Origin of the sequence: Bradyrhizobium sp. 45, assembly GCF_023073155.1 — a bacterium.
Lineage (GTDB): Bacteria > Pseudomonadota > Alphaproteobacteria > Rhizobiales > Xanthobacteraceae > Bradyrhizobium > Bradyrhizobium canariense_D.
The window spans coordinates 466,705-491,336 of the sequence record NZ_JADPIX010000049.1 but is presented as its reverse complement, the minus strand read 5'-3'; the positions used below and the strand labels follow the sequence as shown (position 1 = coordinate 491,336).

General features: G+C 58.9%; 23 protein-coding genes, 5 pseudogenes and 1 other annotated feature. Of the genes and pseudogenes, 9 read left to right on the top strand and 19 right to left on the bottom strand.

Annotated features, from left to right (window positions below):
* Positions 1–469: 469 nt before the first annotated feature.
* The 3 genes and pseudogenes from IVB42_RS08725 to IVB42_RS08715 form a co-directional block, all read right to left on the bottom strand.
* A complete protein-coding gene (locus IVB42_RS08725; protein ID WP_247469973.1) occupies positions 470–1,192 on the bottom strand; it encodes a LuxR family transcriptional regulator in 723 nt (240 codons plus the stop codon).
* A gap of 805 nt (positions 1,193–1,997) precedes the next feature.
* Positions 1,998–3,344, bottom strand: coding sequence for a cystathionine beta-lyase (metC, locus tag IVB42_RS08720; protein ID WP_247289243.1), 1,347 nt, complete (start codon positions 3,342–3,344; stop codon positions 1,998–2,000).
* Positions 3,345–3,707: 363 nt separating this feature from the next.
* Positions 3,708–4,116 (bottom strand): annotated as a pseudogene (locus IVB42_RS08715) (transposase); the annotation flags it as partial.
* Positions 3,720–3,835, bottom strand: a sequence feature (AL1L pseudoknot). Its footprint overlaps the pseudogene before it by 116 nt.
* Positions 4,117–4,831: 715 nt before the next feature.
* On the opposite strand from IVB42_RS08715, the gene IVB42_RS08710 reads away from it, so the two are divergent.
* Entirely contained in the window at positions 4,832–5,650 is an 819-nt protein-coding gene (locus IVB42_RS08710) for a transglycosylase domain-containing protein (RefSeq protein WP_247469972.1), read from the top strand.
* Positions 5,651–5,782: 132 nt separating this feature from the next.
* Here the strand turns inward: IVB42_RS08710 and IVB42_RS08705 are convergent.
* The 3 genes and pseudogenes from IVB42_RS08705 to IVB42_RS08695 all read right to left on the bottom strand — a co-directional run bounded on the left by IVB42_RS08705 (position 5,783) and on the right by IVB42_RS08695 (position 7,487).
* A pseudogene (locus tag IVB42_RS08705) lies at positions 5,783–6,375 on the bottom strand (FMN-binding negative transcriptional regulator).
* Positions 6,376–6,439: 64 nt separating this feature from the next.
* Entirely contained in the window at positions 6,440–6,592 is a 153-nt protein-coding gene (locus IVB42_RS08700; protein WP_247340050.1) for a rubredoxin, read from the bottom strand.
* A gap of 94 nt (positions 6,593–6,686) precedes the next feature.
* Complete coding sequence (locus IVB42_RS08695) at positions 6,687–7,487, bottom strand: MFS transporter (protein ID WP_346015401.1); 801 nt, start codon at positions 7,485–7,487, stop codon at positions 6,687–6,689.
* A 19-nt stretch (positions 7,488–7,506) separates the two neighbouring features.
* Between IVB42_RS08695 and IVB42_RS08690 the strand changes: the two genes are divergently transcribed.
* Positions 7,507–7,725 carry a hypothetical protein gene (locus IVB42_RS08690; protein WP_157642942.1) on the top strand — a complete coding sequence of 73 codons (219 nt, stop codon included), beginning with the start codon at positions 7,507–7,509 and terminating at the stop codon, positions 7,723–7,725.
* 1,518 nt (positions 7,726–9,243) lie between these two features.
* On the opposite strand, the pseudogene IVB42_RS08685 reads toward IVB42_RS08690, so the two are convergent.
* Positions 9,244–9,444: pseudogene (locus IVB42_RS08685) on the bottom strand (DUF2285 domain-containing protein); the annotation flags it as partial.
* A 1,201-nt stretch (positions 9,445–10,645) separates the two neighbouring features.
* On the opposite strand from IVB42_RS08685, the gene IVB42_RS08680 reads away from it, so the two are divergent.
* Together IVB42_RS08680 and IVB42_RS08675 are read left to right on the top strand one after the other, a co-directional pair.
* Positions 10,646–10,879, top strand: coding sequence for a hypothetical protein (locus IVB42_RS08680; protein ID WP_026232951.1), 234 nt, complete (start codon positions 10,646–10,648; stop codon positions 10,877–10,879).
* 3 nt (positions 10,880–10,882) lie between these two features.
* A complete protein-coding gene (locus IVB42_RS08675) occupies positions 10,883–11,104 on the top strand; it encodes a hypothetical protein (RefSeq protein WP_247469971.1) in 222 nt (73 codons plus the stop codon).
* A gap of 1,377 nt (positions 11,105–12,481) precedes the next feature.
* Here IVB42_RS08675 and IVB42_RS08670 read toward each other — a convergent pair.
* Both IVB42_RS08670 and IVB42_RS08665 read right to left on the bottom strand, forming a co-directional pair.
* Positions 12,482–12,904 carry a hypothetical protein gene (locus IVB42_RS08670; RefSeq protein ID WP_247469970.1) on the bottom strand — a complete coding sequence of 141 codons (423 nt, stop codon included), beginning with the start codon at positions 12,902–12,904 and terminating at the stop codon, positions 12,482–12,484.
* Between the two features lie 18 nt (positions 12,905–12,922).
* Positions 12,923–13,144 (bottom strand): hypothetical protein, encoded by a 222-nt coding sequence (locus IVB42_RS08665; RefSeq protein WP_247469969.1) that lies wholly within the window; start codon positions 13,142–13,144, stop codon positions 12,923–12,925.
* 802 nt (positions 13,145–13,946) lie between these two features.
* Between IVB42_RS08665 and IVB42_RS08660 the strand changes: the two genes are divergently transcribed.
* Entirely contained in the window at positions 13,947–14,384 is a 438-nt protein-coding gene (locus IVB42_RS08660; RefSeq protein WP_247469968.1) for a hypothetical protein, read from the top strand.
* 9 nt (positions 14,385–14,393) lie between these two features.
* Positions 14,394–14,645 carry a hypothetical protein gene (locus tag IVB42_RS08655; protein WP_247337026.1) on the top strand — a complete coding sequence of 84 codons (252 nt, stop codon included), beginning with the start codon at positions 14,394–14,396 and terminating at the stop codon, positions 14,643–14,645.
* Positions 14,646–14,709: 64 nt separating this feature from the next.
* On the opposite strand, the gene IVB42_RS08650 is transcribed toward IVB42_RS08655, so the two are convergent.
* The 4 genes from IVB42_RS08650 to IVB42_RS08640 form a co-directional block, all read right to left on the bottom strand.
* A complete protein-coding gene (locus tag IVB42_RS08650; RefSeq protein ID WP_247337023.1) occupies positions 14,710–14,907 on the bottom strand; it encodes a hypothetical protein in 198 nt (65 codons plus the stop codon).
* A 339-nt stretch (positions 14,908–15,246) separates the two neighbouring features.
* Positions 15,247–15,684, bottom strand: a complete 438-nt coding sequence (locus tag IVB42_RS08645; RefSeq protein WP_247469967.1) for a hypothetical protein — start codon at positions 15,682–15,684, stop codon at positions 15,247–15,249.
* A 165-nt stretch (positions 15,685–15,849) separates the two neighbouring features.
* Complete coding sequence (locus IVB42_RS42005; protein ID WP_256470501.1) at positions 15,850–15,981, bottom strand: hypothetical protein; 132 nt, start codon at positions 15,979–15,981, stop codon at positions 15,850–15,852.
* A gap of 507 nt (positions 15,982–16,488) precedes the next feature.
* Positions 16,489–16,722 carry a DUF6074 family protein gene (locus IVB42_RS08640; RefSeq protein ID WP_247298766.1) on the bottom strand — a complete coding sequence of 78 codons (234 nt, stop codon included), beginning with the start codon at positions 16,720–16,722 and terminating at the stop codon, positions 16,489–16,491.
* 186 nt (positions 16,723–16,908) lie between these two features.
* Here IVB42_RS08640 and IVB42_RS08635 point away from each other — a divergent pair, with 186 nt between their 5' ends.
* On the top strand, positions 16,909–17,088 hold the full coding sequence (locus IVB42_RS08635) for a hypothetical protein (protein WP_018455441.1): 180 nt from the start codon (positions 16,909–16,911) through the stop codon (positions 17,086–17,088).
* A 177-nt stretch (positions 17,089–17,265) separates the two neighbouring features.
* On the opposite strand, the gene IVB42_RS08630 is transcribed toward IVB42_RS08635, so the two are convergent.
* Positions 17,266–17,529 carry a hypothetical protein gene (locus IVB42_RS08630; RefSeq protein ID WP_247298761.1) on the bottom strand — a complete coding sequence of 88 codons (264 nt, stop codon included), beginning with the start codon at positions 17,527–17,529 and terminating at the stop codon, positions 17,266–17,268.
* Positions 17,530–17,825: 296 nt separating this feature from the next.
* On the opposite strand from IVB42_RS08630, the gene IVB42_RS08625 reads away from it, so the two are divergent.
* Positions 17,826–18,206 carry a hypothetical protein gene (locus IVB42_RS08625; protein ID WP_247298758.1) on the top strand — a complete coding sequence of 127 codons (381 nt, stop codon included), beginning with the start codon at positions 17,826–17,828 and terminating at the stop codon, positions 18,204–18,206.
* A 179-nt stretch (positions 18,207–18,385) separates the two neighbouring features.
* Here the strand turns inward: IVB42_RS08625 and IVB42_RS08620 are convergent, their stop codons facing one another.
* The 3 genes from IVB42_RS08620 to IVB42_RS08610 form a co-directional block, all read right to left on the bottom strand.
* Positions 18,386–19,867, bottom strand: coding sequence for an RES domain-containing protein (locus IVB42_RS08620; protein ID WP_247469965.1), 1,482 nt, complete (start codon positions 19,865–19,867; stop codon positions 18,386–18,388).
* Positions 19,868–19,994: 127 nt separating this feature from the next.
* A complete protein-coding gene (locus IVB42_RS08615) occupies positions 19,995–21,248 on the bottom strand; it encodes a DUF6035 family protein (RefSeq protein WP_247469963.1) in 1,254 nt (417 codons plus the stop codon).
* A gap of 160 nt (positions 21,249–21,408) precedes the next feature.
* Positions 21,409–22,605, bottom strand: coding sequence for a Fic/DOC family N-terminal domain-containing protein (locus IVB42_RS08610; RefSeq protein ID WP_247469961.1), 1,197 nt, complete (start codon positions 22,603–22,605; stop codon positions 21,409–21,411).
* Positions 22,606–22,779: 174 nt separating this feature from the next.
* Between IVB42_RS08610 and IVB42_RS08605 the strand changes: the two genes are divergently transcribed.
* Complete coding sequence (locus IVB42_RS08605; protein ID WP_157642939.1) at positions 22,780–23,346, top strand: hypothetical protein; 567 nt, start codon at positions 22,780–22,782, stop codon at positions 23,344–23,346.
* Positions 23,347–23,607: 261 nt separating this feature from the next.
* Here the strand turns inward: IVB42_RS08605 and IVB42_RS08600 are convergent.
* Both IVB42_RS08600 and IVB42_RS08595 read right to left on the bottom strand, forming a co-directional pair.
* Positions 23,608–23,907 (bottom strand): annotated as a pseudogene (locus IVB42_RS08600) (zincin-like metallopeptidase domain-containing protein); the annotation flags it as partial.
* 81 nt (positions 23,908–23,988) lie between these two features.
* Positions 23,989–24,288, bottom strand: a pseudogene (locus tag IVB42_RS08595) (ArdC family protein); the annotation flags it as partial.
* Positions 24,289–24,632: the final 344 nt, after the last annotated feature.

Sequence of the window (24,632 nt, the reverse complement as noted above, 5' to 3'; positions counted from 1 at the left end):
CGGGTAACAGACTCTCGGCGACGATCCGAGCTCTCTCAGCTTCCGAACGTACGCGGCGCCCCGATGGTCCTTCAAGAACCTCCAGCCGGCTCACCGATCCCCTCGTTGAGCCGTCCAAATGGACGTCCTTTTTGCTGTCCAATCCCATCCGAAACCTCCGTCCAAGCCGGAGGCTTCTTTCGCACGTTCATTCGAATTCTGAAGCAAGGGTATCGGCTTCGCGCTTACGTCCATGTCGGATTTAGGCGATCGTACGAACCTCTCCCGCCTCGAAAACTCGACCAACCCTCGGCGGGATACGCATCTATGCCCCCGAAGACGACGAGACGACAGGCGTGTCAGCTATTCGCGGCGACAGCATCTTCTGCACCTTGGGCTGAACGTGTCCTCGCTGTCATGTTGCCACGCTGGTCAGATCGATCGCTCGTGACTTCGACATAGGTCGGTACGGGGCAGCGGCGCCGAAACGTCAGATTAGACCGGGGCGAATCGCCTTGGCAAGGCAATGGGTACGGCTGTTCGTCTCTAGCTTTCGCATCGCGTTCTTCAGGTGAAAGTTCACCGTATTCTCGCTGACTCTCAGGATGACTCCGATTTCCCAGGATGATTTCCCCTCTTCCACCCAGCGGAGGCAATCCTTTTCTCGTTCGGATAGGGCCACTTTCATATGGCATTTGCCCTCCGATGAGGGCGCGATTTTTGTAAATGCATGATGAAACTGCCAAGCCAATGCGTTGAGACGGCTGAGGCGATACTGAGGGTCGACATCGTCGAACCTGGATGCAAAGGATACGACCCATAGCCGTCCAAATGGTCCGAACAGTGGTACGGTTACGCCGTGCTTCAGACCCGCCTCTTTGGCCTCGTTCAACACACGCACTTCGCCGGGTTGCAATCGATCTTGTGAGCGAGTTGATCCCATAGAAACGGTGCCGACTGCATCGTCGTACCGAACCACAGGATCGATGGCATTGTATCGGCGTTCAGCATAGCGCTCGCGCCACGCGGAAGGAAAGCTCACCGTCACGGCGGCTGGCAGATACTCTGGCCGGCGGGTCGGCTCCGCGTCCGTCAGCGCCCCGTAAGCGACTTGACTGAAGCCCTGTTCGCTCGAGCAGCTCACAAGCACATCGAACAACACCTCGGGAGATCGACTCTGTTTTGCGCATTCGATGAAGCAAAATAGGTCCATTTGGTGCCTCCCGCCACCGACTTAGGCAATCCGGTGCTGCGTCTTTTGAGTGTATCGATTTGGGCAGGGCCCTGCGCCACTTCGGCCTCATCTTGCTTCGAAGTGCTCGACCGAACGCGACAGTCATACTTCTCGTCACGAGCTGCAATCGAGTTGGCTGAGATCGGGTAGCTGCTCGATAGAGAACATTGTGCATGCGCCTCTTCCGGAGGAGGCGGACCTGAAGCGTCCAGCAAATGTCGTCCCAGCTGAGGCGGCAGGAGCACTGCCGCAAGCAGGAGTGTTGGAGAACTGGGCGCCACGTTCACTGCTACAATTCGGACATTCGTCGCAAGAGAGACAACCTTGTTGGTGCTAGCTGAAGAATGTATGTCGCATCGGCAAGTACGCGAACGATCGTTTACGCCTTGGGTCAGCCTCCGCGCCTCTGCTCCGGGGGCCAGCCGAGCTATTAGACCCGGCGCCCGCGTCATAGGGCACAGAGGCAATTAGTCGCAGAAATGGCATGCATCCGCTGCGATATACCCGTTTGCGGTCGCGCCGTAACCGAACGGAAAGCCGGAGATTCCCGGTTGCGCGGTCGCCTATTGCCAAGCGCTCGTGTTGAAAAGCACCCGGACATGTTTGGGCAAGCGAATCATCCGAATACGGCAATGGCCTGCGGCTTAAATGAGATCCAACCGACCGCACACATGGGCGTTGTGCTCACGCACATTGACAGACAGAAGCCGTACGCATGGTTGCGATAGCGCCCCCAAGCGTCGCTCTTATCGGCCTCCTCGCACCATCAATACTGCCCTTGAAATCACCCGTCTCTGCTCTCATCCTGGTAAGCAGCGTCGCTCACGGAGTGTTCGCAGGCGGCTTGCAGCGCCTGATGCATGTCCGCGATGAGATCACTCGGCCTCTCGATGCCGGCGTGAATACGAATCAACGGTCCATCAAATGAAACCTTAGCTTCCGTTCGTGGAGGATCATCGACAGGCAGCGCAAGGCTTTCGTACCCACCCCACGACAATCCGATTCCAAAAAGGCGCAGTTTCTGGAAGAAAACCGAAAGCTGGGCCTTGGGCATAGCCTTCAGAACGACGCCGAACAGGCCACTTGCACCCAAGAAATCCCGCTTCCAAATATTGTGGCCGGGATCGTTTGGGAGCGCAGGGTGTAGAACCCGGCCCACTGCCGGGTGGTCTTCCAGGCTTTGAGCCAGCTTGATGCCATTTTCGCAATGCTGCCTCATGCGAACGGCTAGTGTCCGCAGTCCACGAAGAGCTAAATAGATGTCATCTGGCCCAGCGATCTCCCCGAAATGATGAGCGCTTGGCTGCAGGAGCGGCCACGCTTCCTTGTTAGCAGTAGCAATGCCCAGAAGGGCGTCGGAATGACCAACGATATACTTGGTCGCGGCATGGATCGAAATGTCGACGCCATGGAGAAAGGGTTTGAAATAGAGCGGCGTCGCCCAAGTGTTGTCCATGAGCACGAGCGCACCCGAATGATGCGCGATCGCGCACAGCGCGGGAAGATCCTGTACCTCAAACGTCAGTGACCCCGGGGACTCCAGGTACACAGCTCGCGTTTTTGCTCCAATCTTCGCGAGTAGATCCGAAGGTTGTGTGGGATGGAAGTACTCCACTTTGACCTTAAATCTAGTTAGAACCTCGTTCGCGAATATCCTGACCGGTTCATAGACGTTATCGCAGATCAAAACATGATCCCCGGCCTTCAGGATCCCGAGAAGCGCGTGGGAGCACGCAGAGAGCCCCGAAGGGAACAAGATCGAACGATACCCGCCTTCCAGTTCACAAATGGCAGCCTCGAGAGCGCGAGACAGCGGTGAGCCGAATCGTCCGTAGTTCGTCACTGGATTCTGCTTGCGCCTATCCCACTCTTCGAGGCTTTCCGAAACGATCGTGGAACCTCGATAGACAGGCACATTGACCATCCCGGCGTGTTCAGCCGGCGCGCGACCGAGATGAGACAATTTCGTGTTGGGCTCTGGCAAGCCTTTACCCGAAGGGATCCGATCCATACTTCTCCTATCTGGGATCGCGCCGCTTAATGCGCAGCGAATGCCCACAACGTGCAACTCGTCTCCGGCGCGACCACTCGAGAACTCTGCATCGACGCCCTCTTCGTCATCATATCCCAATTTTAGAGCAGCTCTCCTCCCGCACCGAAAGCGCGGTCAACCGCACAGCGAGACCGTGCCGGACCGCGCTCCTGAAAGTCGGTGGTCAGCTTCATGCAGATCTACAGTGGGTCCATCACTACAGCAAAGGTTGGGCCAGACGCGCGGGGTGCGGGCTGCAGGCGGATTAACCAGGACTGATCGAATGACTCGGCACCAGGCGACTTTCTTGTCGGACAAAAGACGCTGCATGTGGGCTCCTCGCCAAATCGATTAAATCGGGACGATCTTGATGTGGGTTGACAATTGCACTTGTTATGAACTCGCGCGTTGGCGTTGTTTTTTCAGCCGCTTGGCTGGATCGCGCCGCTTGGCCGCATCGGCGTGGTAGGTCGCGGGGGCGCATCGGCAGGACCTTGCAGATCGGCTCACCCCCATGCGCCCACGATGGATCATCAAGAGGCGATCATGGCTTGGACCCGCGGTCGAGCTCCGCCATCGCAAAATAGGCGCTTGCGTTCCGTAGGATTTCGTTAGCCTGCCGGAGCTCGCGGTTCTCCCGTCGGGGCCTTCAGCTTCTCGGCCATCTCAGTCGGAACGCCGGTCCGCTGCCCGCTGTCGATCTCGCCTTCTTGACCCAGTCACGAAGCGTTTGCGGTGTGCCGCCGATCTTTGCCGCAACCGATCTCACCGCCGCCCGGCGCGAAGGATGCTCGCCGGAGAGATCCAGAACCATCCGAACCGCTCGGGTTCGGACCTCGGGTGACAATTTGTCCGTCGTCTTGCTCGTCATGGCTCCATCCTCTCAGGAGTTGGAGCGTCCGACAAACCCGGGCGGTTCAAACCGATACCTGACTGAATCGAGAGCTGGACCTTAACACCACTTGAATCGTACCTAGCGTCAAGTTGTACTAACTACCGGTTCGATTCTCCGAACCCGAGACACATTCCGGCCTCAAGGTGCAGGCGCGGGACATTGAGGATCTGCGAGGCGTGCTTGAGATGATGGTGGCAGCTCTTATTGTCCTTTCGATTGTCGCCGCCGGTGGGGCTGGCTACGGCGTCCGTACTCGGCGCTTTCGCATCCGACGAGAGCGCGCGCGGCTGCATATGGCTACGGCCCACTCCGCAGAGAGTTGCAGCAGTCATCCGCCGTCGCGCAACTCGCTCGAGCAACCCGCGTGCTGGCAACCAGAAGCAGATCTTGCGGACCAGAAGCGCTCGACAATAGCCCGCGAGGGCTAAACAAATTCACACGGGCTCACCTCTCACCTGCAGAATTCGCTGCCGGCACCCTCGGCAAGGTGCAGCTGATGCGCGAGTTCTTACGTTGTGCTGCGGCGTGTCGCGGCTCCAGAACTACGACAGATGCTTTGTCTGGCGGGGACGTCCGAACGGAGCGGCGTGCCGCAGGCAGCACGCGTTTCGACGCGCTAAGTTCAGAACAATTTGAAACGCAAGTGAGTCAGATGATACCGCGAAGAAGAACCCCAATCCCAGATCGTATGATGGCTGGAGCCACGCGTGGCTCGTCGATTATGCGCGGTGCAAGGCTTGTTCCCCGATCCTTGCGCTGTACGATCATCGATCCGCTTTCGGAGGCCTTAACATTCGGGCTCATCAGCCTCATAGTGTTAATGATCGTGGCAAACCCCGTTTTTCAGAAAACAGGTGATCAGGATTGGAGCCAGGATCCCACACTCTGTCTGCCGGAATGTCGCACGGGTCTGACCAGCGCTTGCGCGACCTACAGCTCGATTTCAGTGAAGGAGCTTCCGGACGTCCTAGTCAAGGCGACATTGGCAACCGGGGATCGCCGCTTCTATAGCCATTTCGGCTTTGACCTTACCGCGATCGCGCTCTCATTGCATGCCGCCCCGGGCACACAGGCCGTGCGATCGTCCATTACCCAGCAGGTTGCGAGAATTCTATTCCCCTCAGATCAACCAAATTTGGAGGTCAGGATTCAGGAGGCGCTTGTCGCAATTTGGCTCGAATGGCGGCTCAGCAAGGATGAAATCCTGAAGATCTACCTAAACCGTGTGCAGATCGGAGGCGGCATCTTCGGCGTCAGTAAAGCTGCGCAGAGTTATTTCCAGAAGCAGGTTCAGGATATCGAACTTGGCGAAGCAGCCTTGCTTGCCGGCCTGATAAATGCGCCACTAGATCTATCTTCGCATGTTGCTCTTCCGAATGCGCGTGAGCGTGCAAACCTGGTTCTGGACACCCTCCTCGAGACCGGGCTCATCACCAATGATCAGCTGTTCGCGGCAAAGCAACATCCGGCACGCCTGATCTTCATGGATCAGGACGCATCGCCGAATTGAAGCGATCGAGGCGAGCGTGATCTCGCGGAACATGATTGCCACTGCTGCCAACGAGTGGAGGGTAGCACAGCTGATTGACTGGCTATGAAGCCTGCTCCGTGTTGACGGCTGCGGCCAGCATTGCCTCGCCCATCACATTGTTCCCTGTGCCTTTAGGGCATAGCCGGCGCCGACAATATCTCGGACCTCTTTGTTCTGGCTGAGCTTCGACTTGCCTATGAGGCGTGTGACCTCGATCTCGACGCCGACGATCATCTTGAGCATCTCGCCGATGTAGTCCTTGGGGCTGTCGGTCATCTTCCAAGGATCGGCCTGTTTCGCCTCATGAATGCGCGTCAGGCGCGCGACCATGCCGCGGACATACGCTCATCATCGCGGATCGTGACACGTCCGTACACATGCGCAACCATGTAGTTCCAGGACGGGACCTGCTTCTTGGACTCGACCTTGCTCGGATACCAGTTTGGCGCGATGTAGGCATCCGCGGCGCGGAAATCGATCAGAACCTCATCGCCGGTGGCGAGATCCTGACAAATAGGGCTCGTACCAGCGACATGCGAATGAAGCACGCCCTGCTGACCTTCGTGCGCATGCAGCTCGAAGGGAATATGATTCGCGTCAAACCCACTCTTCCCGTTGGTAAAGAGGATGCCGAGCGGATTTTTTTCAATGAGATGGTGAAGTACCTCGGCGCGAGCCTCAACGAAGTGCGGAGGGACGTACATGATAACTCCTTTGGCATTGTGGGACGCCGTGCACCATAGGGTCGCGCAGCATCAACGGTTTGGTTCAGACCTCGGTCATCTCGAATTCACTTTTGCCAGCACGACAGTCGGGGCAGATCCAATCTGCGGGCACGTCCTCCCAGCGGGCGCCGGGCGGAATGCCCTCTTCAGGCCATCCGTCTCGCTCGTTGTAAATGAGCCCGCACAACGCACACATCGAGGTCTTGTAGAGAGGCGCGTCGGACGCGATCTCGGTGTTCACGTGAGCACTTTCGTTGCTCATGACAGCTTCCATATTCGTCGGGCAGGGTTCATGAGGTCGACTTAGGGCGAGTCTGGCCTATCCAACTTGTAACTGCATTTTTGCTGGTGCGATCGCGATGGGATAGATCAGGCCGGGGTAGATGTTGCCGGTTGCCGGTGTAGCTGACGAGCGAGAGGCTGATCAGCGGAACGAAGCCGCCGAGTATGCCAGTGCCGATGGGATACGGAAGCGACAGCGAGGTATATCGCAGCCGCGCCGGAAAGAGCTCGACGAGAAACGCGGCATTCGGCCCATACACCAGCACTACCAAGACGAGTTGCGCCAGGAATAGCGCGGTGACGGCCACGTAGTTGTGCGCAGCCGTGGCGCTTGCAACGCCCATGTAGATGTGAATGTAGAGCGCGGCGGCGAGCAGAAGTCCGGTGACGATCAGCGGACGACGTCCGATGCCGTCTGACAAGGCCCCGCTCACGACCACCAGGGGCGTACCGATGGCTAGGGCAATGGCGACGCAGACATTCGCCGTCAGGAAATCCACCTTGAGAACGCTCTGCAGGAAATACAGCGCGTAGAATTGCCCGGTGTACCACACGCATCCCAGACCCGCCGTCGCGCCGAAGAGAGCATACAGCGCATAACCAAATCCTTGTCTCGTGCCGAAACTTTCGGGAACCGGCGCGCGCGAGACCTTGCCGGCCTGGCGCATCTGCTCGAAAACCGGCGACTCGCTCAGCTTGAGACGAAGATTGATCGAAAACACGACGAGAAGTGCGGACGGCAAGAACGGGATACGCCACCCCCAAGCACGGAAACCTTCCTCCCCGAGCGTTAGCCGACACGCCAGCACGACCAGAATTGCAACGAAGATGCCATCGCTTGGTAAGAGGAAGTGCCTCGATGGACCTTCAGAAATTCTCGATCAGAAAATCAAAGATCTGCCTGCAGGCCCCTATAAAATCGGCCTAAAGGCGGTGATGGCGCATATTGATGCCGCCATCAAGCACTACAAGCGAGGACAATCCGAGCCAGACCAAACACTATTCACCGATGTTGTCTTTCGCTGCAATCAAGCTTTTGAGGGTTAAGGAAGCTTACCGAGTGCTCGCTGGCAAGGACCCGTCGCGTATCGCGCCCCACAAAATCGAGGAGTTCCTCGGTCAGGCTGATCTACTTCGAAAGAAAGTGTTGGATCAATTTGCGCGTTACCGGACCGAATGGCGCAACCCATTCCACGCACGACTACGCTCTCGATTTCGACGAGGACGAAGGCCTGATGGCAATCGTATCTGTCACGGTCTTCGCCATCGTTCTTTGCGATCAGATCGACGGAAACTTCCTTTTGACACTGCGGCGGACCCACGAGCGCCTGCCGCCACCCCGACGACCCGGCAGGCACACCGCTGTTTGACTTAGTTACGAGCGCCCTTCTCAGATTTGCTCAAGGACATACAGATGACCCTTTGGTTTCTCGCGATCAATTGAGACCGCATTATCTTCGTACGGTGGGCACTATTGCGGGCTATCTCGTCAGTGCGCTGCGCGGCGTGCCAGGTGTCAGGGTCAAACAGAGCCAACTGTTCTCTGATAGAGAGGCTGATATCGTCGTCGAGCGATCAACGGGAGTGAGCTCTACGGAGAAGGTAATCGTTGAGTTGAAGGTTTCCTCCTCAGGGAAGTCCCTTCCGAGGCGCTTCCTTCGACGTAGCGCGGTCGAAAAAGCCGCTTACTTCTTGCACCTGCCCGACGTGACGGGAGCCGTCGTATTTCTATATTCCGGCAGCAATAAAACGTATGAGATTGCCGATACAACGGAGGCGCCGATAGAGAAGATGCGAATAGTCGGCGCGGCTTCGGATACAAAGTTAGTGAGCCCAAGAGATTAGAAGTGCACCGTCTGTTTGGCATGGGCCTCGGGCTTCTCGTTGGCATAAATGCGGTGATCTTCACGGCTATGATTTTCTCGGAATGCCGGCTCACAGCCGCGATTGCCGGCGAGCGGTCCGCCGAGACGCCGGAATGCAGGGAGATAACGGCTCGGATCATCGAGCGGGAAACACGCATTTCGATCACTTCTCGGCCTCCGGCGGCAGTGTCTTTTTCAAGAAGCCGGACAGGGTCTTAATCTGCGATCCAAAGTTTGTAACGCGAGCGGCTTCCCGTCAAATGATTGGTTTGCCCTCGCCGCGACGGCAGGAAGCGCGGTCACGGGTGTCGATCCGAAAAAACTGCAGGCGGCGGCTCATCGATGCCAGAGAACCGCACTCAAGGACGACGGCGAACAAGCTAGCGTTGCTCTTCCTAACGCAGCAGTCGGGTGTCAGGCGTTCACCAGAGACGGCGGAGGCGTGGTCGTGGATGTGGCAATACCGCTGCGAAAGCATTGAACTGGTTCAACGCAGGTCCCAGCACACCGCCGCGTTGTTGCCCGCGAAATAGCCAGAGCCTGCCCGAATTGGTTAACGGGTTGTTAATCGGGGTTCGGCAGGCTTACCATCAGCGCTGCCGATCAGCCCCCCAGCCACAGGTAGCGCAAAGCGATGGCCGGCGGCAGCGATGCCCGCCGGCCATTGTCGTGACCTAGCCCTTTCAGCAGCCGAAGGCCATCCTTGCCGCAGCAACCGACGGTACCCACTGTCAGCGACCCATTTCGCGCGCTCAAGATGGCTTTCGAACGCGGGCCGAGCGCGCGCTGGCTCACGTTCCGGGTCAATGCGCAAGATGATCCGCGATACCTCGCGCCAGTCAGCGCCTTCCGCATCGGCATCAAGCATGCGGAGATAGGTGATGCGGTGCTGTTCATCATAGAAACATGTGCTTCCTTCCGATCATTGGTTGCAGCGTCGGGACCATTCTCGGTCTTTGTGTCGCCCGGGTGGGCGCCGGCACGGGACTAAGGCCGTTGCGAAATGTGGCTGATTTATTTCCCGCGCGATCCGGGTTGACGTGATCGGTATGCGCGCCGGCGTTCCCACTTCGGCCCGCGGTAGGGCCGGCCACCCGGCGTTCTTGTGAAGCGCGCCGGGCGAGTACCGAGACAGCGCCGCTGCGACAGTCCATGCAGCCCGCGGCCGCTTCCAAGCCGCTAGGGAAGTTGGACAGGATAGCCAAGTCGCCCCCGCGTTTCGGGGTCCGCACCTACCGCAGCGCGGGGCCGTAGGACTGCCGGCACTCGACAGCCCGGTCATGTTGCACACTGGTTATTGATCCGGCCAGCCCAACATGCAGGCTTGGGATGGGCCGGCACCGACGCCAAACACGCGCCCAGCTGGGACCGCGGCGCCTGCGCGCCGTAACGGAAGTTCAATGCCAATGTGGAGCATCTCTCGGCGGATCGCGGCCGCCACCTGAGCCGGTAAAACAAGGCGGGCCCGGTATTCCTAGGAACCCGGGCCCACAACCTCAGCAACGTCATGGCGGCGCCGTTCGGCTGCGTGTTGGGTTCTAAGCGCCCTTGTCTCAAACCGCCTTGAGCAAGGTCAAAAACTCCCCTTCTGGCAGTCGGGCTGGTCATCGGTCGACTTGATGCTATCGGCTACAAGCGGATGCAATTCAACCTCGATGGACCAGGCGAGCATAGTTTCGCCTGACAGTGGGCACGAACCAAGCAGATGCGTCCTCCCATGCCGCAAAACAACAACCATGAACCATTTAGAAAAGATTGCCGGCTGTTCCCGGTCGTTAAGTGATCGTAAACCATGCGATGGCAACAAACCGCATGGAAACCGAACTCCCGCCTGAAACGATACTGCGAGACAGCCGTCGGCAAGAAAAGCGCAGGTCGCTTTTTGAGCACTATCACCGGCAATTTCTCGATCGTCTTCGTGACCGCGATTGGGTGTCTTCGTTAAAGCTTCCCGACAGCCCCGGAACGACGCTCGCTCGTTTACGAAACGGATGGATGGAGCGACGCTCAACGGGCAAAGGCGTCGAATATCGTATGACCGAAGCCGGTCTGTTGGAGCTTAGCCGGCCGCGGTAACTCAAAGGCGCAGTGGAGGCAACGCAGTGTCAACAGCCATGGAAATGATCGTCGCCGGCTACGTGAAGGTGCGGGACCGACGTGCCTTGACGGACCTGCTCGCGCATCGGCGCAAGATGCTGGGCGAACTACACGCTGTCTCCGGCATCGATCCCGCGAACGCTGTTCAGGCCGTCCAAGACGAAATAACAACTATCGAAGCCGGCCTAGAAGAACTCAAACCGCCGCCCGGCTCGCTCCCCGAAAACGAGTGGAGCTAGGGCGTGCGCGTTAACAAGATCAATTGGGACAAGATCGGCCGCATGACAGAGCCCGGCCGTTACAAATGCTTCTTCGGCTATCTAACCGTTACGTCAGACGACATCGAAGTGTGGACGCGCTATCCCGACGCGACGTTCACTTTGATTGTGGGGCCAATGACTGAGCAATCGTTGGGCGAAGATTACCGTTTAGGCGCGTTCGACATCGGCGATCCACAACAGTAGGCGGTTCGCCGTCGGCGATGCCTATCAGGCTGCCGCTTGCGCCGACCTCGCCAAGGCGCTAGGCCGCGATCTAGACCGCCTCGCCGGTACATCGCTGGACAAGGGCGCCGAACTTGATGCACTCGCGGCGATGCCAGCAGACGACCGGGCTTCGCTGATCCGATGGGCGGCCGCCGGCGAGATTGCCGCCTTTGCGGTCCTGCTGGCCGGTTGGTTCAGCGAGCGCGCACTCCGTGCAGAAAGACGGCGCTGGATATCCCATCGACGCCGCTGATCGTCATGGTTGCAATGCTAAGTGAACCCTCGCCAATCAGTTGGGGGCAACATGGTTCGGGCATTTCGCGATACCGTCATGGCACTCACTTTTCTTGTAGGCGCGGGCAGCAACATTTTGTGGGATTTCATGAATAGCTACCTCGCCTGCGCCCTTGCACTGACCGCTTCAATCACAGCCGGCGTTTGCGTCGAGCGCGCCTTCATGAAGCGGCCCAATCGCGAGATGGCCCGCCTCCACCGCGAGCATTCGGCAGAAGGACCAATAGGCCGGCGCGGCTGGGAGTAAGGCCAGCTCGGCTTACGAAATACGGCTCCCGTGATTGAGACGCTGCATTCCCGATCGCGGCGAGATCAGCCCTGAGCTATTCCGGGCCGCTTATCGCATGGGTCTTGAGGGGCTGGTATCCAAGCATCGCGATCGGCCTCACCGTGGCGGCCGGCAGAAGCACTGGATCAAGGTGAAGAACCGCAGCCACCCGGCGACGGACGGGAGCTACAGATCGGCAGCACGGCTGTTCCAGAATTAACCTGATCTCGCTGCATCAAGCTTAATTCTGCAACTCGATTGCAGCACCGCTGCGAAGCGTTACCTTCTGAGCGCCGGACATTGCCCGTCCGGCTCCACCCAAGGCGAAGTCGTCGCACCACCATATTCGACGCGGCGCTTCGTTTGATTGCAGGCGGTTTCGTTTGGAAAAGCAGCCGGACCACGAACCGCTTGATCTCGTCGAGATGCGTCGGCAACTCACCGTACTGCGTTCGCAACATTCCGAAAATCTTGGAATAGCGTCGCTGTTGAACCGCCTCCTCGTGAAGATCGCGTTTCTGTCAGAGCCGAGGGACGTCGCGCACGTCCAACATCTGCGGTCTGAGTTCGCACGAACGCTACACAAGGTTGAAGCGATCGCCTCGCGGTCCCCATCTGCGAAGCCATCAGGCGCCGTCAAGCAGCCCAAGTAACACTAACGCACAGACGTCCTTGCGCCTGCCGCCGGCGGCGCCGATGCTGGATGCAGTCGCGAAGTCGTCCTCGTCTCGCGTACCGGCGGCTTCGCGGCTAGGGGTCGCCGCCACAAGCGGCGGCCCCGCCCATGATCAGATCTAGGGAGCGCGCCGCACTGCTCGGGGCACAAACGGCAGTCTCGGAGAAAACGACTTCGCGATCGCGAGAACTGCGGCTTCGTCAGTTTCGAGTGCGATCTTCTGGGCGAGCATCACATCGCCAATCGCCAACGCCCGTTCGGGGAGGAAGCACCACCCCACCTTAGGCTCCAAGTTTTCATCCAGCTCCAAAACATTACTCATCGTGCCCTGATAAATTCGGTATCGACGGCCAGTAAGAGAACCAGCGACTTCAAAAAAGCCATTGGCATCAAATTGCGCGCGCTGTTCTGGAGATAACCATTCCCGCAAAAAACGGCGTGCACGCGCTTCCGGGCCATTTTGCTCGTTGAAGCTCCGATAAAGGGCACGCAGGGCACGTAGACGCGCGCCCTGGGCGACGTTACGTCCGAACAAAAACATCTTTGATGCTGGACGGTTCTAACCGCCGACTAAGTGCGGATAGAACAGCGTTTCCTCCGCTGTTGCATCAAATGTCCGTATCAGCTTGAGATCGGCGGCCGGGGTCCGAGTGGCAGCGGTAAATCCCCGGCCGGTAAACATCTTGAAGCGCCGCTCGGCCTCGGCGAGCCCCTTGGGGTCGTCTTGCTCAAAAAAATGTCTGCTGTCGCCTGTGCTGTCCATTACAATCTGGGTAGCCATGGAAGAGAACTCCGCAACGCCTAGCCTCTGATGAAGAACAAACCTCGCTGCGATCAATAGTGTTCCTGCTCTCGGCAAATTTCATTGTGCCTTCTTGTTAGTCAGCGGTCGTCTACGAACATTCTACCGTCGTGACGCTACCCGCGCCAAGGGGCTAGGTTCTTGGACTATGTTTCAACACGTCGCGCACCAATCGTCAGGAAATGGAACGAGCAGCCACGGCCCGTCCTCAATGTTATCGTTTGCAGCTACGGGTCTGCCGGTCGCGAGGGGCTCGGCTGCGAACTCTTCGACCTCAGCGGTACTCACCGCGTTACGCTCGGCGCAGCTTAAATCACTTTGCATGAATAAAACTTCCCACCGGGGCACGATCGAATTTGCAGCGTCTTCGAAAAATATGGATCAAAAAGATCGGCACGCGACAAAATATCAGACCCCCTTGGCAAGCGATAGGAGCGCGGACCTGTCCTTTTGCATCCTAGTCGCGCGCGCCATCAGGCGTTGCAGTGCAGCCAACAGCCATCTCCATTCTTTGAGCGCCGTCGCTCCATCAAACTTTGCGGGCGGCGATCATGGCCTGTGAGGGCGGCTCAACGGAGTTCTGCGCCGCGCGCCGTACCTCCCTGCCGCGCAGCGCACGGCGGAAGCGATCGCTGCTAACCCGGAGAAGTTTGACCGCGCTATCGCGGCGGAAATCGGCGTCAGTCACCCAACCGTAGCGAAAGCCCGTCGATCAACTGGAAAGCAGTTATCAGTTGAAAAACGAACCGGCCGCCACGGCAAGCAACGGAAGGCGCCGACCATGTCAGCTGCGCAGGTTGAGGCATTCTCGGTCGATGAACTCGACGCCCGCGGCCGTGCTGTCGTTGCCTATACTGCAGCGAAGCTTCAAGCGCGGCTTGCGAAGGCGAAGAAGGCCCACGACGAACTGATCTGCGCCGCCTACCGCGCGCAAGGCGATGCGCTTAATATCGAGGCGCAGGCAAAGCGTCGGCTTGCCGACGAATACGACGCAGCGCAAGCGCGGGGTGAGGTTGCGCGTCTTGGAGATAATCTGCCTAGAGTTACCACCCGGAACGCTAGCAAGCCGACAGCGGCCGACGTCGGTATCTCCCGCCAAGAATTCCATGAGGCGCGCCAGATCAGGGACGCGGAAAAGCGCCACCGCGGCGCGCCGCTAGGCCGCATTAAACGGGGAAAACCACCGCGGGAGAATTCCTCGCGCCAATCACGAGTGTAATGTCCGTCGGTGCAAAACCCGGCCGCCTCCGGAGTGTTGCAGGGGGGGCTGCTATTGGCAATCATTTTGATCCTGGCTCTCGCCGGCGCGATCGTCCTTCTAGCGATCCGCATCGTCATCGGCTGGATTTCCACCGCCGGTAAACAGTTCTCCCCGGCGATCGACATAGCCGGGACGTTCTTCCTGAAACTGATCGTCGTGGTTGCCGCGGTCGCGATCTTGGCCGTCGTCGGCTTCGCGCTGATGACCTGCACCAAGTAGAGCAAGCGAACCACGACATCGATATCAGACGCCACTTCGGGATAGAACGTCGCCTGACGATTACCTAGATCGAAGTGAACGCGACCTCGGTCAGGCATGGTTTTGCCCGAGCTCGCAGATACCGATTGCCGCGGCTTGATTGCGTGAACTCGATCGGCTTGATCGGACAGACGGCCTTCAACATGTGGGCCGACAGCCCGCAATAGCTCGCGGCTTGACCCAGCCGCAGCGCCGCCGGCCAGTATGGTAGGTCGCGCTTCATGTCGCTGCTTTGACCCGCCCGGCCAGCGCGGGTACTCGTTCGTACCGACGTAGCCGCGCTTCCCAACACCCGACCTATATGACCGTTTGGTAAAGCCATCGTCGGTCCACTCCGCAAACAACATCCGCTCGCCCTGGAACCTAATTTCGAGTTTTCTGGTGTGCGCTGGATTGTCGATCTGCCGACGCAAGGACAGCGCCATATGGTTGTATCGGAAGTCGTAAACGCGGGTCCGGCCGTCGAGCGCTTGGATAATGAAACCGGCAGCGTTCCGGAAGGATCGCTAGAGCGACCTTCACCAAAGGATGCGTTCAGAGCGGTCAGCTTGGTACATGCAATTCAGCTGGGTGTTTCGGCTATAAGCTGGTCAAGTTCACTGGCCGTAATCAGATCGCGGTGCATTAGGACTTTCGCTACACGGTCAATCTCGGCCCAGTGCTCGTCGACCAACGCTTCACAATTCTGCAAGATGACGGCCAGTATGTCGTTCGCCTGCCGAAGGACGTCCGGGGGAAGTTCAAGCTCCTCGTTCCCAGCGCCGGGCAACGACTGGCCAGATTTCAGTAGAGCAATAGAACCGGCCGCCGCTTGTGCAATCTGCAAGTCGCTTTCGGCGCCGTCAGAAAACGAGCTGGGATGCCCTGAGAAACGAACGTTCGCGACTGGTCCTGCTAATGCTACAGCGCCATCGATCTCGTACCCCGCAATCTTCGCTTCTACTGCTTCTCCACTCTCATAAGACGCCGAAGCGGTTAAGGCTCCGACCGATCCTGACATACGTATTTCCGCGCATGCTAGGCCTTGACGGCGAGCCAGCACTGCGTGGGCCGCTTCATGGTATGCCATCATCATTCGTCTTCGCCTTCGCTCGCCCATGGTTGACCTTTTTCGTAAAGATGGCCCGGAGGACGGCGGCGGAAGCCGCCGCCCCATTCGACGATGTTATGCCGCAATTCCGGCGACGCGAAGGACCGCACTTGCTAACTCGCGGCCCAGAAGCAGACCTCGCCCCTGTTCGCCGCCGCAATAGTTGCTCTTCTGCACTTCCTCGAACAGCATCATGCCGCGCGCCAAGATCAACATTCCTGAGACGGTAAGCGGCGCGTGCTGGCGAATTCTATACAGCAAATAATGAATTTTCTTTGCTTCTATGTGTGCTGCGTCCTTCGCGGCTTCGACACCGGAGACTTCGATAGCTCCGGCGCACTGGGCTCCGTATCGTTCCGCTGCAACAATTCGCGCTGTCAGGTCCCCTTCCAGTCGTTGCCTAGCCCGCTTGCCTCCCCAACGTTCGGTATCCCCCCGGACCGCGGCGAGTGCGATGCGGAGACGATCGGGCTTGAGCAGGTCGAGCCAGGCCGCGTCGGGGTGGACCGTCCCGTTGGCATCGACGATCGTGCGATAGAGCGGCTGCCTTCGAACCCTTCGGCTTGTTCAAAGCAACCTTGGAAGGCCCGCCGGTCGGCCGCGGACGTGATCACGATCGAAGGCGGCGGTTCGGGCCACTGTTCAGCGGCCGGCGCCCGGGCCTGCTCTAGGCGCGCCACCGCGGCCCGGTAAGCCGGCGTGCGACAGCGGTGCTCATTGGTCACCGCCCGGCGTCAGAACCTGCCGCCACAGTTCGGCGCGGACCTTTGCTTCGATGCGCCGGACTTCCGCGTCGATGGTGAAATGATCAACGCCTATTTCATCCAGTGTCCGACGGATCGCGTTTAGATTTTCCCGAACATGCTGCTCGCCTTGCTCGGCAGGTCGCGTCAGAACGAATTCGACGTGGCGCTTGATGTAAGCGGCGTCCCGGAAGCGGCCGGGCAAAAGTAAGACCTTCGCCTTCGGCTCGGCGATGCGGACATGAAGCCGGGGATCGCCTTTCCTGAGCCGGCGCCACTTCGCGCCGGGCGTTGCGCACGGCGCGCGACACGGCCCGTTCAGTCATGCTGCCCCCCAAGTCCGACGATCTGCGAAGACGATCTGCCAAGCGGCCTTCGCGAAAGCGTGGCAATGCTGTTCGATTTCGGCATCGGTGATGCCCAGCCCAGCGAGCCGGCCCCACTCGATGTCAAGGTGCTCGATCAGAAATTTCTCAGCGTCGTCAGCCGACGGTCGCTTGCGCATTTCGGCGGCTATGAAAGCGACGATCCGACGGTGGCGGGCCGACGGGAACGCGTAAATGTGCGCTGAAGGAACTGCCTTGCGTCGGCGCTTCATCGGTCAACTCCCGATCTGCTGGATGAAGTGCGGCGCGCTGGGGAAAGGTTCAGAGACCGCAGCGCGCCGCCGCTAGCGCCGCCCGGGTACGTCCGCCGGGTCGGCGCCGGCGCTGACGCGGGACGGAACCGCGCGCGCCGAAGTGGAAGGTTAGGCGGCGGCTTGATCGCCGCGCAGAAGCTGGAACAAATCTTCCACAGGAGCAGTCGTATGGCGTCCGTTCTTTCGAACGCGGATCACGCCGTCCTTCATTAGCTCATAAAATCTGGTTGTCCAAATTCCAGCGACTTCGCAAAAGCGGTCGACGGGCACGTTCATGGACAGGTTGTAAAGTTTGACGACGTCCGGGAGCGTCATGTCGCCGGGGCGAGAACGATGGGAGGTCGACAACTGGGGCGGCAATTCGCGGCGCATTGGGAGAGTTCTCCTAGGCTTCAGTTTCGTCCATGACCGCAATCATTCGCGACACTCAGAGCGTTCGTCAACGTGCCCAAAATCCAATACTAAAGCACCGAAGTTATGTCGTTGATGCGAGGTTTATTCCGGTCCGACGGATTATTGATGAAACGACTACATCGAATGGGCGGGTGCGAAATCGCGCAGCGATGTGATTTGCGGCGGTCATTCCGGGCGCTTTACCGGTTGATTTCGAGCGTAGAGAGACGAAGGCGAATGCAAGTGACGGTGCTTTCGTTTCACCGCGGCGTCGAATGCCGGCGGATGACTGCGCCGAGCTGATTACTCGGATGCGTTACGGAGACGTCGTCTTTGGCGACGAGATCGTGCAGTTCAACGGTGGCTCGGCTCATATCACTCGCGCAAAGAATGGATTTTGGCATGGGCCTAACGGTCCGCGGAACACGCATGTGAGCGCAGTTCTATTGTTACCTGAGACAGGATTGTGGAAGCTGAGAGAGGAGAAATGGCAGCCGGTACTCGCAGTTCATCCTTGGGCGGACCACCCTCTTCCGGACGAGCTACGAGAGATCAACCGATTTGAGGCGGACGACGACAAGTGGATGTTTCGGGACGGAAAGCGGTTCGCCGACATTGTCAGCCTGCCTGATCCGTGGTCGCCAAAGGAAGAATGAAAGCTATTCCCTTGCAGGCAAGCGCTGGCGCGTCCCAATTCGGGCCGCTGTTCTCATCGATAGGTTCGCGGTCGTCGTAGAATTTTCGTGCCACTGCTTGTGGCCGGCGAAAGCGCCTCATGCGTCAGCGCCATTAGTCGCCGCCGCCATCACACACCTTCTCGTGACCGGGTGTAAATTTAGAACGGCGATCGATCGTCCTTCTCCCAGCGGGAACGACGCACCTGATACTCGTCTGTCTTGAAGACGACGCCCTCCACATGGTGTACGCTGACGCTGTCCGGCATGACGCGAAGGCTTGGCTCCCGCAGATCGGAATCGACCCGTTCTCCCGCCAACGCCGGCATGGCATCGAAGTCGGGCCATCCTGGCGATTTTTCCTTTTCTTCATCAACCTTTGGCCGCGGCGGCACCTCCTCGAATACCGAGTAATCGACTTCCCACCCCTCCGCGGTACTTTGCCCCGTCCTGGCTCTGATCTCGGTCCCGCTCGGAATTTCCATCGCCTCGACGCGCGCAGCCTTGTGGAATAGGACGACGTTGAGCACGTCTCCCGCGACCTGAACCGACGGGAAGATAATGCCATCAATGGGCACCGAGGATTCCGTTGCGAGAAAATCGGCGATGGCTTGCGTTGCCAGATACTCGAAAGGCTCATCGTCGGGCATGACCGGTTGGGTGATACGGTTGCTCAGAGATTTCAGAAATTGCGCTCGTTCCAGCCGGCGCGCAAAATCGACGTCAAAGATGCTTCCGCGCATCTGGACATTCTTGAGCGCCGTCAGATCGAGCAGCCGGAGTTTTCGGATAATCTCGAATTGCGCCACGGCAACCTTGCTTCCAACCGGAGGCCGCACCTCGGCGATGGCGGCGTTGGGATCGTTGGCGCCGTAGAACACAGAAATGCCCCGCGCATTCATGCGACCTGCCGCAGCCACCAGCGCTGGCGGTGACCCGAGCTGGAGGTCGGGCCGACACATCGCCACCTCGAGTTTGTCCTCGGACTGGAAGACCCGGGCACGAGCGAGTGTATGGAAGGGCGTTCCGGGCCCCGCATCTACGACCAGAGGCTGCCCCTGCCGCGTCCGCAAAGCATTCACCCCGTCGAAGATGGCCGCCAGATGCGTAGCTGCGGTGCGACTGAAGAAACGCGCCTCGGTCTTGAGTGAATTCTCGAACCGATACCATTCCTCGCGCCAAGCATCATCGCTGACCTTTTTCTCTTGATAGTAACTGTCGCTCGCGAACTCCGTCTCTTCACCCATGGCCGCGCTGTCGAAATCGCTATGTTCCTCCTCCAGGATTGACTGGACGTCCTGGGCCGCGTCTTCAGGGATTTCGGCGGCGTTTTGAATGGCGTACACGACATCATCGCCATGTCGATTCCATTCGTAGCTCAGCTCCTTGTCGCGCTGGAGCATATATTCGTAGTCGTTTGGATGATCTGACGTTCGATAGTAGTGCTGCTCGAACGCGGTCGCCACACGTTCAGCCATCTTGTCAAGGCTGAAGGTACGACGCGCCTTGTCGCAATAGCTGCACTTGGCGCGTTTGCCCTTTGCGCGAACTTCATCGCTTAGATACTTCTCGCCAATGCAGGCGTAGCATATGCGCTTCGCTTCGAGGTCGTCACTATCTACGGAATGCACGATATTTTCCACCTTGTTGCGCCATCGTCTCCTACCAAGCCGCTGCCCCCACAGGCAATCTGGCCCCGTCCGCAATCCTCGACTCACTTGATTGCGCTACAGAATACGTCAAGCGCTGAGATACGCTGCTGGCATTGCGTCAAGCTGAAGAGAATATCTCCGGGAACAAGGCCAGCGCGATCTTTCCCGACACGCTTTGGCGGTCGTCTTGCACCACTGTGCGAGCTTTGACGATCTTGTTGCGAACACTCTCGATTTCAAAGAGAGCGTCCCTGTTGGTCAGTCGGGCGAAGGTCCGAATGAGGCGCACATAGCGCTGTCGTCGCTCGACATTGAGAAAGGAGTTCAGCACCTCGACAAGATTCTGCTGCCGCGATCCGACTGGCCGACCGTCGACCAGGGAAAGTAAGCAGTTGATCAATGCATCCACATCGAGCGCGTGCAGCTCGTTGACGTCGCTCCCCGGAATCGCCACTTTGGCGACGAGTTCGCCAAACAGGATCTCACGCTCTTTCCATTTCGTACCTCTTTCGGCGAGCGCGCCGCGCCAGCGCGACAGAAAGTCATGATGCCAAGGCGGCCTCGACGGGACCGCGTTTGTGCGCCCTCCCTCGATCCAATTGAGGTCGGAAATCGTGACCAATTTCGAGCGCCATGCGTCTTCATCCAGCCAGAACGCGCGCAAGATTACTTCTCGCCGCTGTCTGGAGAGGGCTATCGTTTCGTCGTCAATTGAGAACAGGTTCTTGTCGTGGGAGTAGAAAATGTCCTCAAACGAACTGAGTAATCGGCCGCTCGTGGGTGGCTCAAGATTCCAGGTGAGCCAAATCAGGCGAATGGACGCGCTCTCATAGAAATCTTCGCGTTGCACGATGATGGGGATTTGCGTGGTTGCAAGTTGAACCTCCACGACGAGTGGCATGCGATCATAGATCGCGCGTACGTCCGGCCGCCGCCGTCCATTCTCTAGGATGAGATACTCATCGACAACGACGCTTCCTGCGGTCGTGCGCGGATCGTTGGTCAATAACTCACCGACGATATGTTTGATTTTAGAATGCAGCGGGCTTTCCTGCGCTCCGTCAAATTGCTGCGCGCTAACGATATCGACGCTGGCCGGCGTCCCCGTCCACCAGGGACAAAGCTGTGGGGCACCCGGGTGGTGTTTCCAGTAAGGCTGGCCGGTCCGGCCTTCGCGCGGAGCATAGACGGCATGTCCGCATTTCGCGCAGACGAAACGCGCTTTTCTGTCGAGCCGCGCGCGCGTCGCCGCGCGACGGAGAACCTGATAATCATCCTTGCTCATCGCTATGAGCGCATCACTCGTGATGCTGTGCATCGCTGCAAGGTCAACCACTCTTTTGAGTGTCCTTCGGAGAATCGCCTCGACCATCTACCGAATCTCCCTTCGTCCGGCGTGATCATTGAGCATTTGCGGGATCGCGTGCTATGGAAAATCGCCTGTGTCTGGAAGTCCCGCCGACGGCATGACCGGCGGCGGGGCGAAGACGCAATTCGCGGCTTCACCGATTGTCAGCCCGGCATACCGGCCGTCAGGTGTCCGCACCGGGAAGAATGGGTTCTTCGCCGAAGGGTCGGTTAATGATCGACAGCGCGTCGGGCGCGGCGAAGACGCGGTTGCGCGCATAGCCGGTACGCTCGTTCAAGATTTTATTCTCGACCAGTTGCTCTACCGCTTGCGAGGCTGCAGGCACCGTAATGCTGAGAAGCGAGGCCAGACGCTTGACGGTCAGCACCGGATAGTGCGGCAGAACATCGAGTGCTCGCAGGCTCGCTGAGCCCTGGCGAAATTTGCGCCGCTTTCGCCATAGATCGCCAAGTGCAGACAAAGCGTCGCGCGTCTTCAGCAGCTCATCCGTGGTGCCGACAATTGCGTCTGCCATGAATCCGACCGCTTCATGCCAATCGAGGCGCTGCTGAGCCGCTTTGAGCGATTCATAATAAGCCGCCTTGTGGGCTTCAATGTACGGTGACAGGTAAATCGGCATCATGCCTTCCGCCGCCATCATCAACGGCAGGAGGAGACGGCCGACGCGGCCATTGCCATCACGAAACGGGTGGACTGCCTCAAAATGTGCATGCGCAACCGCCATTCGCACAATGAAGCTCTGGTACATCGCCTGCATGCCCTCGCAGCGCATGTACTTCATCGTGTCCTCAAGACACGCGGCAATGTCAGACGGCGGCGTCGGATTGTAGGTCGAGTAAGCAATATCGCCCCTGCCGCCGATCCAGACCACAACCTGGCGAAGATCGCCGGGCTTGTCCTTGTATTCTGCGTCGCCGCGCATGACGGCGTGATGCAGATCCTGCACCAAACCGCTTGTGAAGATTTCCAGTTTCTCTTGTCTGGCCCGCGGCAGGAAGTCATCGAGCGCGAGCGCGTAGTCACGCACCTGAACTACCGCCTCGCCCTGCTGGGAATCTTCGCTTTCTTCACCGGACAGCAATTCGTCAAGCGTGCTGTTGGTGCCTTCGATCGCCGAGCTGCTGACAGCTTCCCGCCGTGGCAAGATGCGGCTGATCAGATATGGGTCCTTTACTTCGGCCGCGAGCGTCTCGATACGCACCAAGGCTGCATCCGCCGCCCTGAGCCGGGCAAGGACCGCCCCCCCGGCAACGCCGTCCTCAGGCGGGGGCAGCGGAACCACGCCGTAATGCGCCGCATAGGGCGCCGGAAGCCGCTGCAATCGTTCCCGAACGGCGTGAGTGAGATTATCGCGGTTCAAGAGAAACCTTCCGCAGAAGAGCCAAGTCCGACACCATAATAAAGGTTGTTGAGCTATACTTCAATAAAGCGACTGACGGTGGGCCCTATATAACGTTCTTAGGTTCCATAAAGGAACCTCTTGCCGTACTGTCCTTACGGTATATATTGCGTAACGACAGTACGGAGACATTTCGTGGCCGATCCTACGGTAGTCAGGCGAGTAAGACGCCAGCGCGACGTTCGCCTGGCTGAAGGCTGGCAGGAAGTCCGTGTGTGGGTGCCCACCGAACAAGACGCAAACGACATCAGAAACCTCGCCGCCGATCGCAGGGCAAAAGCAAAAGCGCTCGCCGGCCTTGACGAAGGAATTAAGAGCATGCCCCCAGAAACACTGCACCGCATTGCCGAGGCGATCGCATCCCAGGGCTCGGCAGCCTACACGACCCCTTCCGGTCCTGTACTGGACCTCCTCACCAAACTCGCGGAAGAGGACGATCTCGCGAGCTTCTCGCGGGCTTTCATTCTTCTGGCGCGCGCCGCACCGGCTAGGGCCGCGTTTGTCGCGGGCGCGGTGCCGGCAAAGATCTCCAACTTCCTGATCAAGCATCGCGGCGTCAAGGCGACCGCGCTGATCAAGTGGACCGAGTCGAATCCGGATTGGACTGAGGAGCTCAAGAACGCACTGCGTGATCCCGATCTATTTGTTCGTGTTGTCGAAGACTTCGCCTCTGCGATCAAGCAAGGTGCCGCCGCTCACTAGACCTTTGACAAAGAAACCGGCGCCGTTTCAAAAAAGCGGCGCCGGTTTCTAGGCTGCGCGCCCCTCGTATTCACGGCGAAAGGCGTCGACACTGCAGCCCGCGTTGCCAGAACCACTGTAGCAGCTCCAGAGCCGTCCCCTCAGGGGTGCGCGAGCTGGCTATAGCTGGGGCGGCCGCGAAGTGAATATCTTTGCGTCGCGTCTTACGGACGCCTTGGCGGCGGCAGCGAAAACCGCGCGGGAATCCGACCTTCATCAGCTTCAGCCACTGCGCGAGATACGAGCGTGATCGGCACGTACATCCTGCGTGATCTGAAACTCCGCGCACAGGAACGCCGCGCCGAATTTCAGCGACCAATTCCTCGGCGGCGTAGGCCTGACCGCCGAAGCGTTTGCCGAAACGTGCGATCGAGCCTGTGTTTCGCGCCGGGTCAGCTCGTGGACAAGCGTGGCGTAATAGCCTTCGCTGCGGGACAGCGTTTCGGTGCCGCAGAACATTTCCTCCGGAGGCATCTGGATACTATCGGTGGAGAGCCGGTAAAAGGCCCGTCGCGCCGTGCTCGATGCGCGCGCCCGTCGCTCTCACGAACGCATCGGCGCCTGCGATGCGGGCGACCGGACCGAGAGGCTCCGGCACTGGGTTCATGGCGTAACCCTCGACCTGCGCCGCGTTGAACACCCGCGCGATGCGCGGGCGACACGCGGTTTGCCGTCGTCATCCGCGACGTCGGGATCGGGCTCGGCGTCGAATTCCTTGTAGAAGATCACAGGGCTCGATTTCACGCCTGCGCGAACCTGAGCGCAAAGCTCCGACCATTGTTTGTAAGTGGCCCACACGGGCGAGCTGAACCCCTTTAATTGGGCGGCGACCCAGAGACTCACGATATTGCTATAGCCGTTCTTGGTCAGCACATTGACCGGCATGAAGAGAGCGCCCGATGATTTGCGCCAGGGTAATTATGGTCTGTCGGGATTCGCTTCGATTGCGGCCACAAGCTGGGACGTGATCTCGGATTAGCATCCTTCCGGGTGGAGACGCTGGTTGATTGAGGGGACATTGCATCGCCTTTCGCTCTTGCGAGCCCGCCGTGATTGGCGGTCTCGATGCCGAGCGAAGGCGGCGGTGCCTGACGAAGTGCCGTACGCTTCGAATCCACGGCTGGTCACAGCACTTATTGCTGTAAGCCCACAAGACTCACAGGGAATTGACGAGCATAGCTCCTGATCTCGTACGTTCAGCCTGAAGCGGTTTCGAACCAAAATTGTGAAACATCGGCTTGGTATAG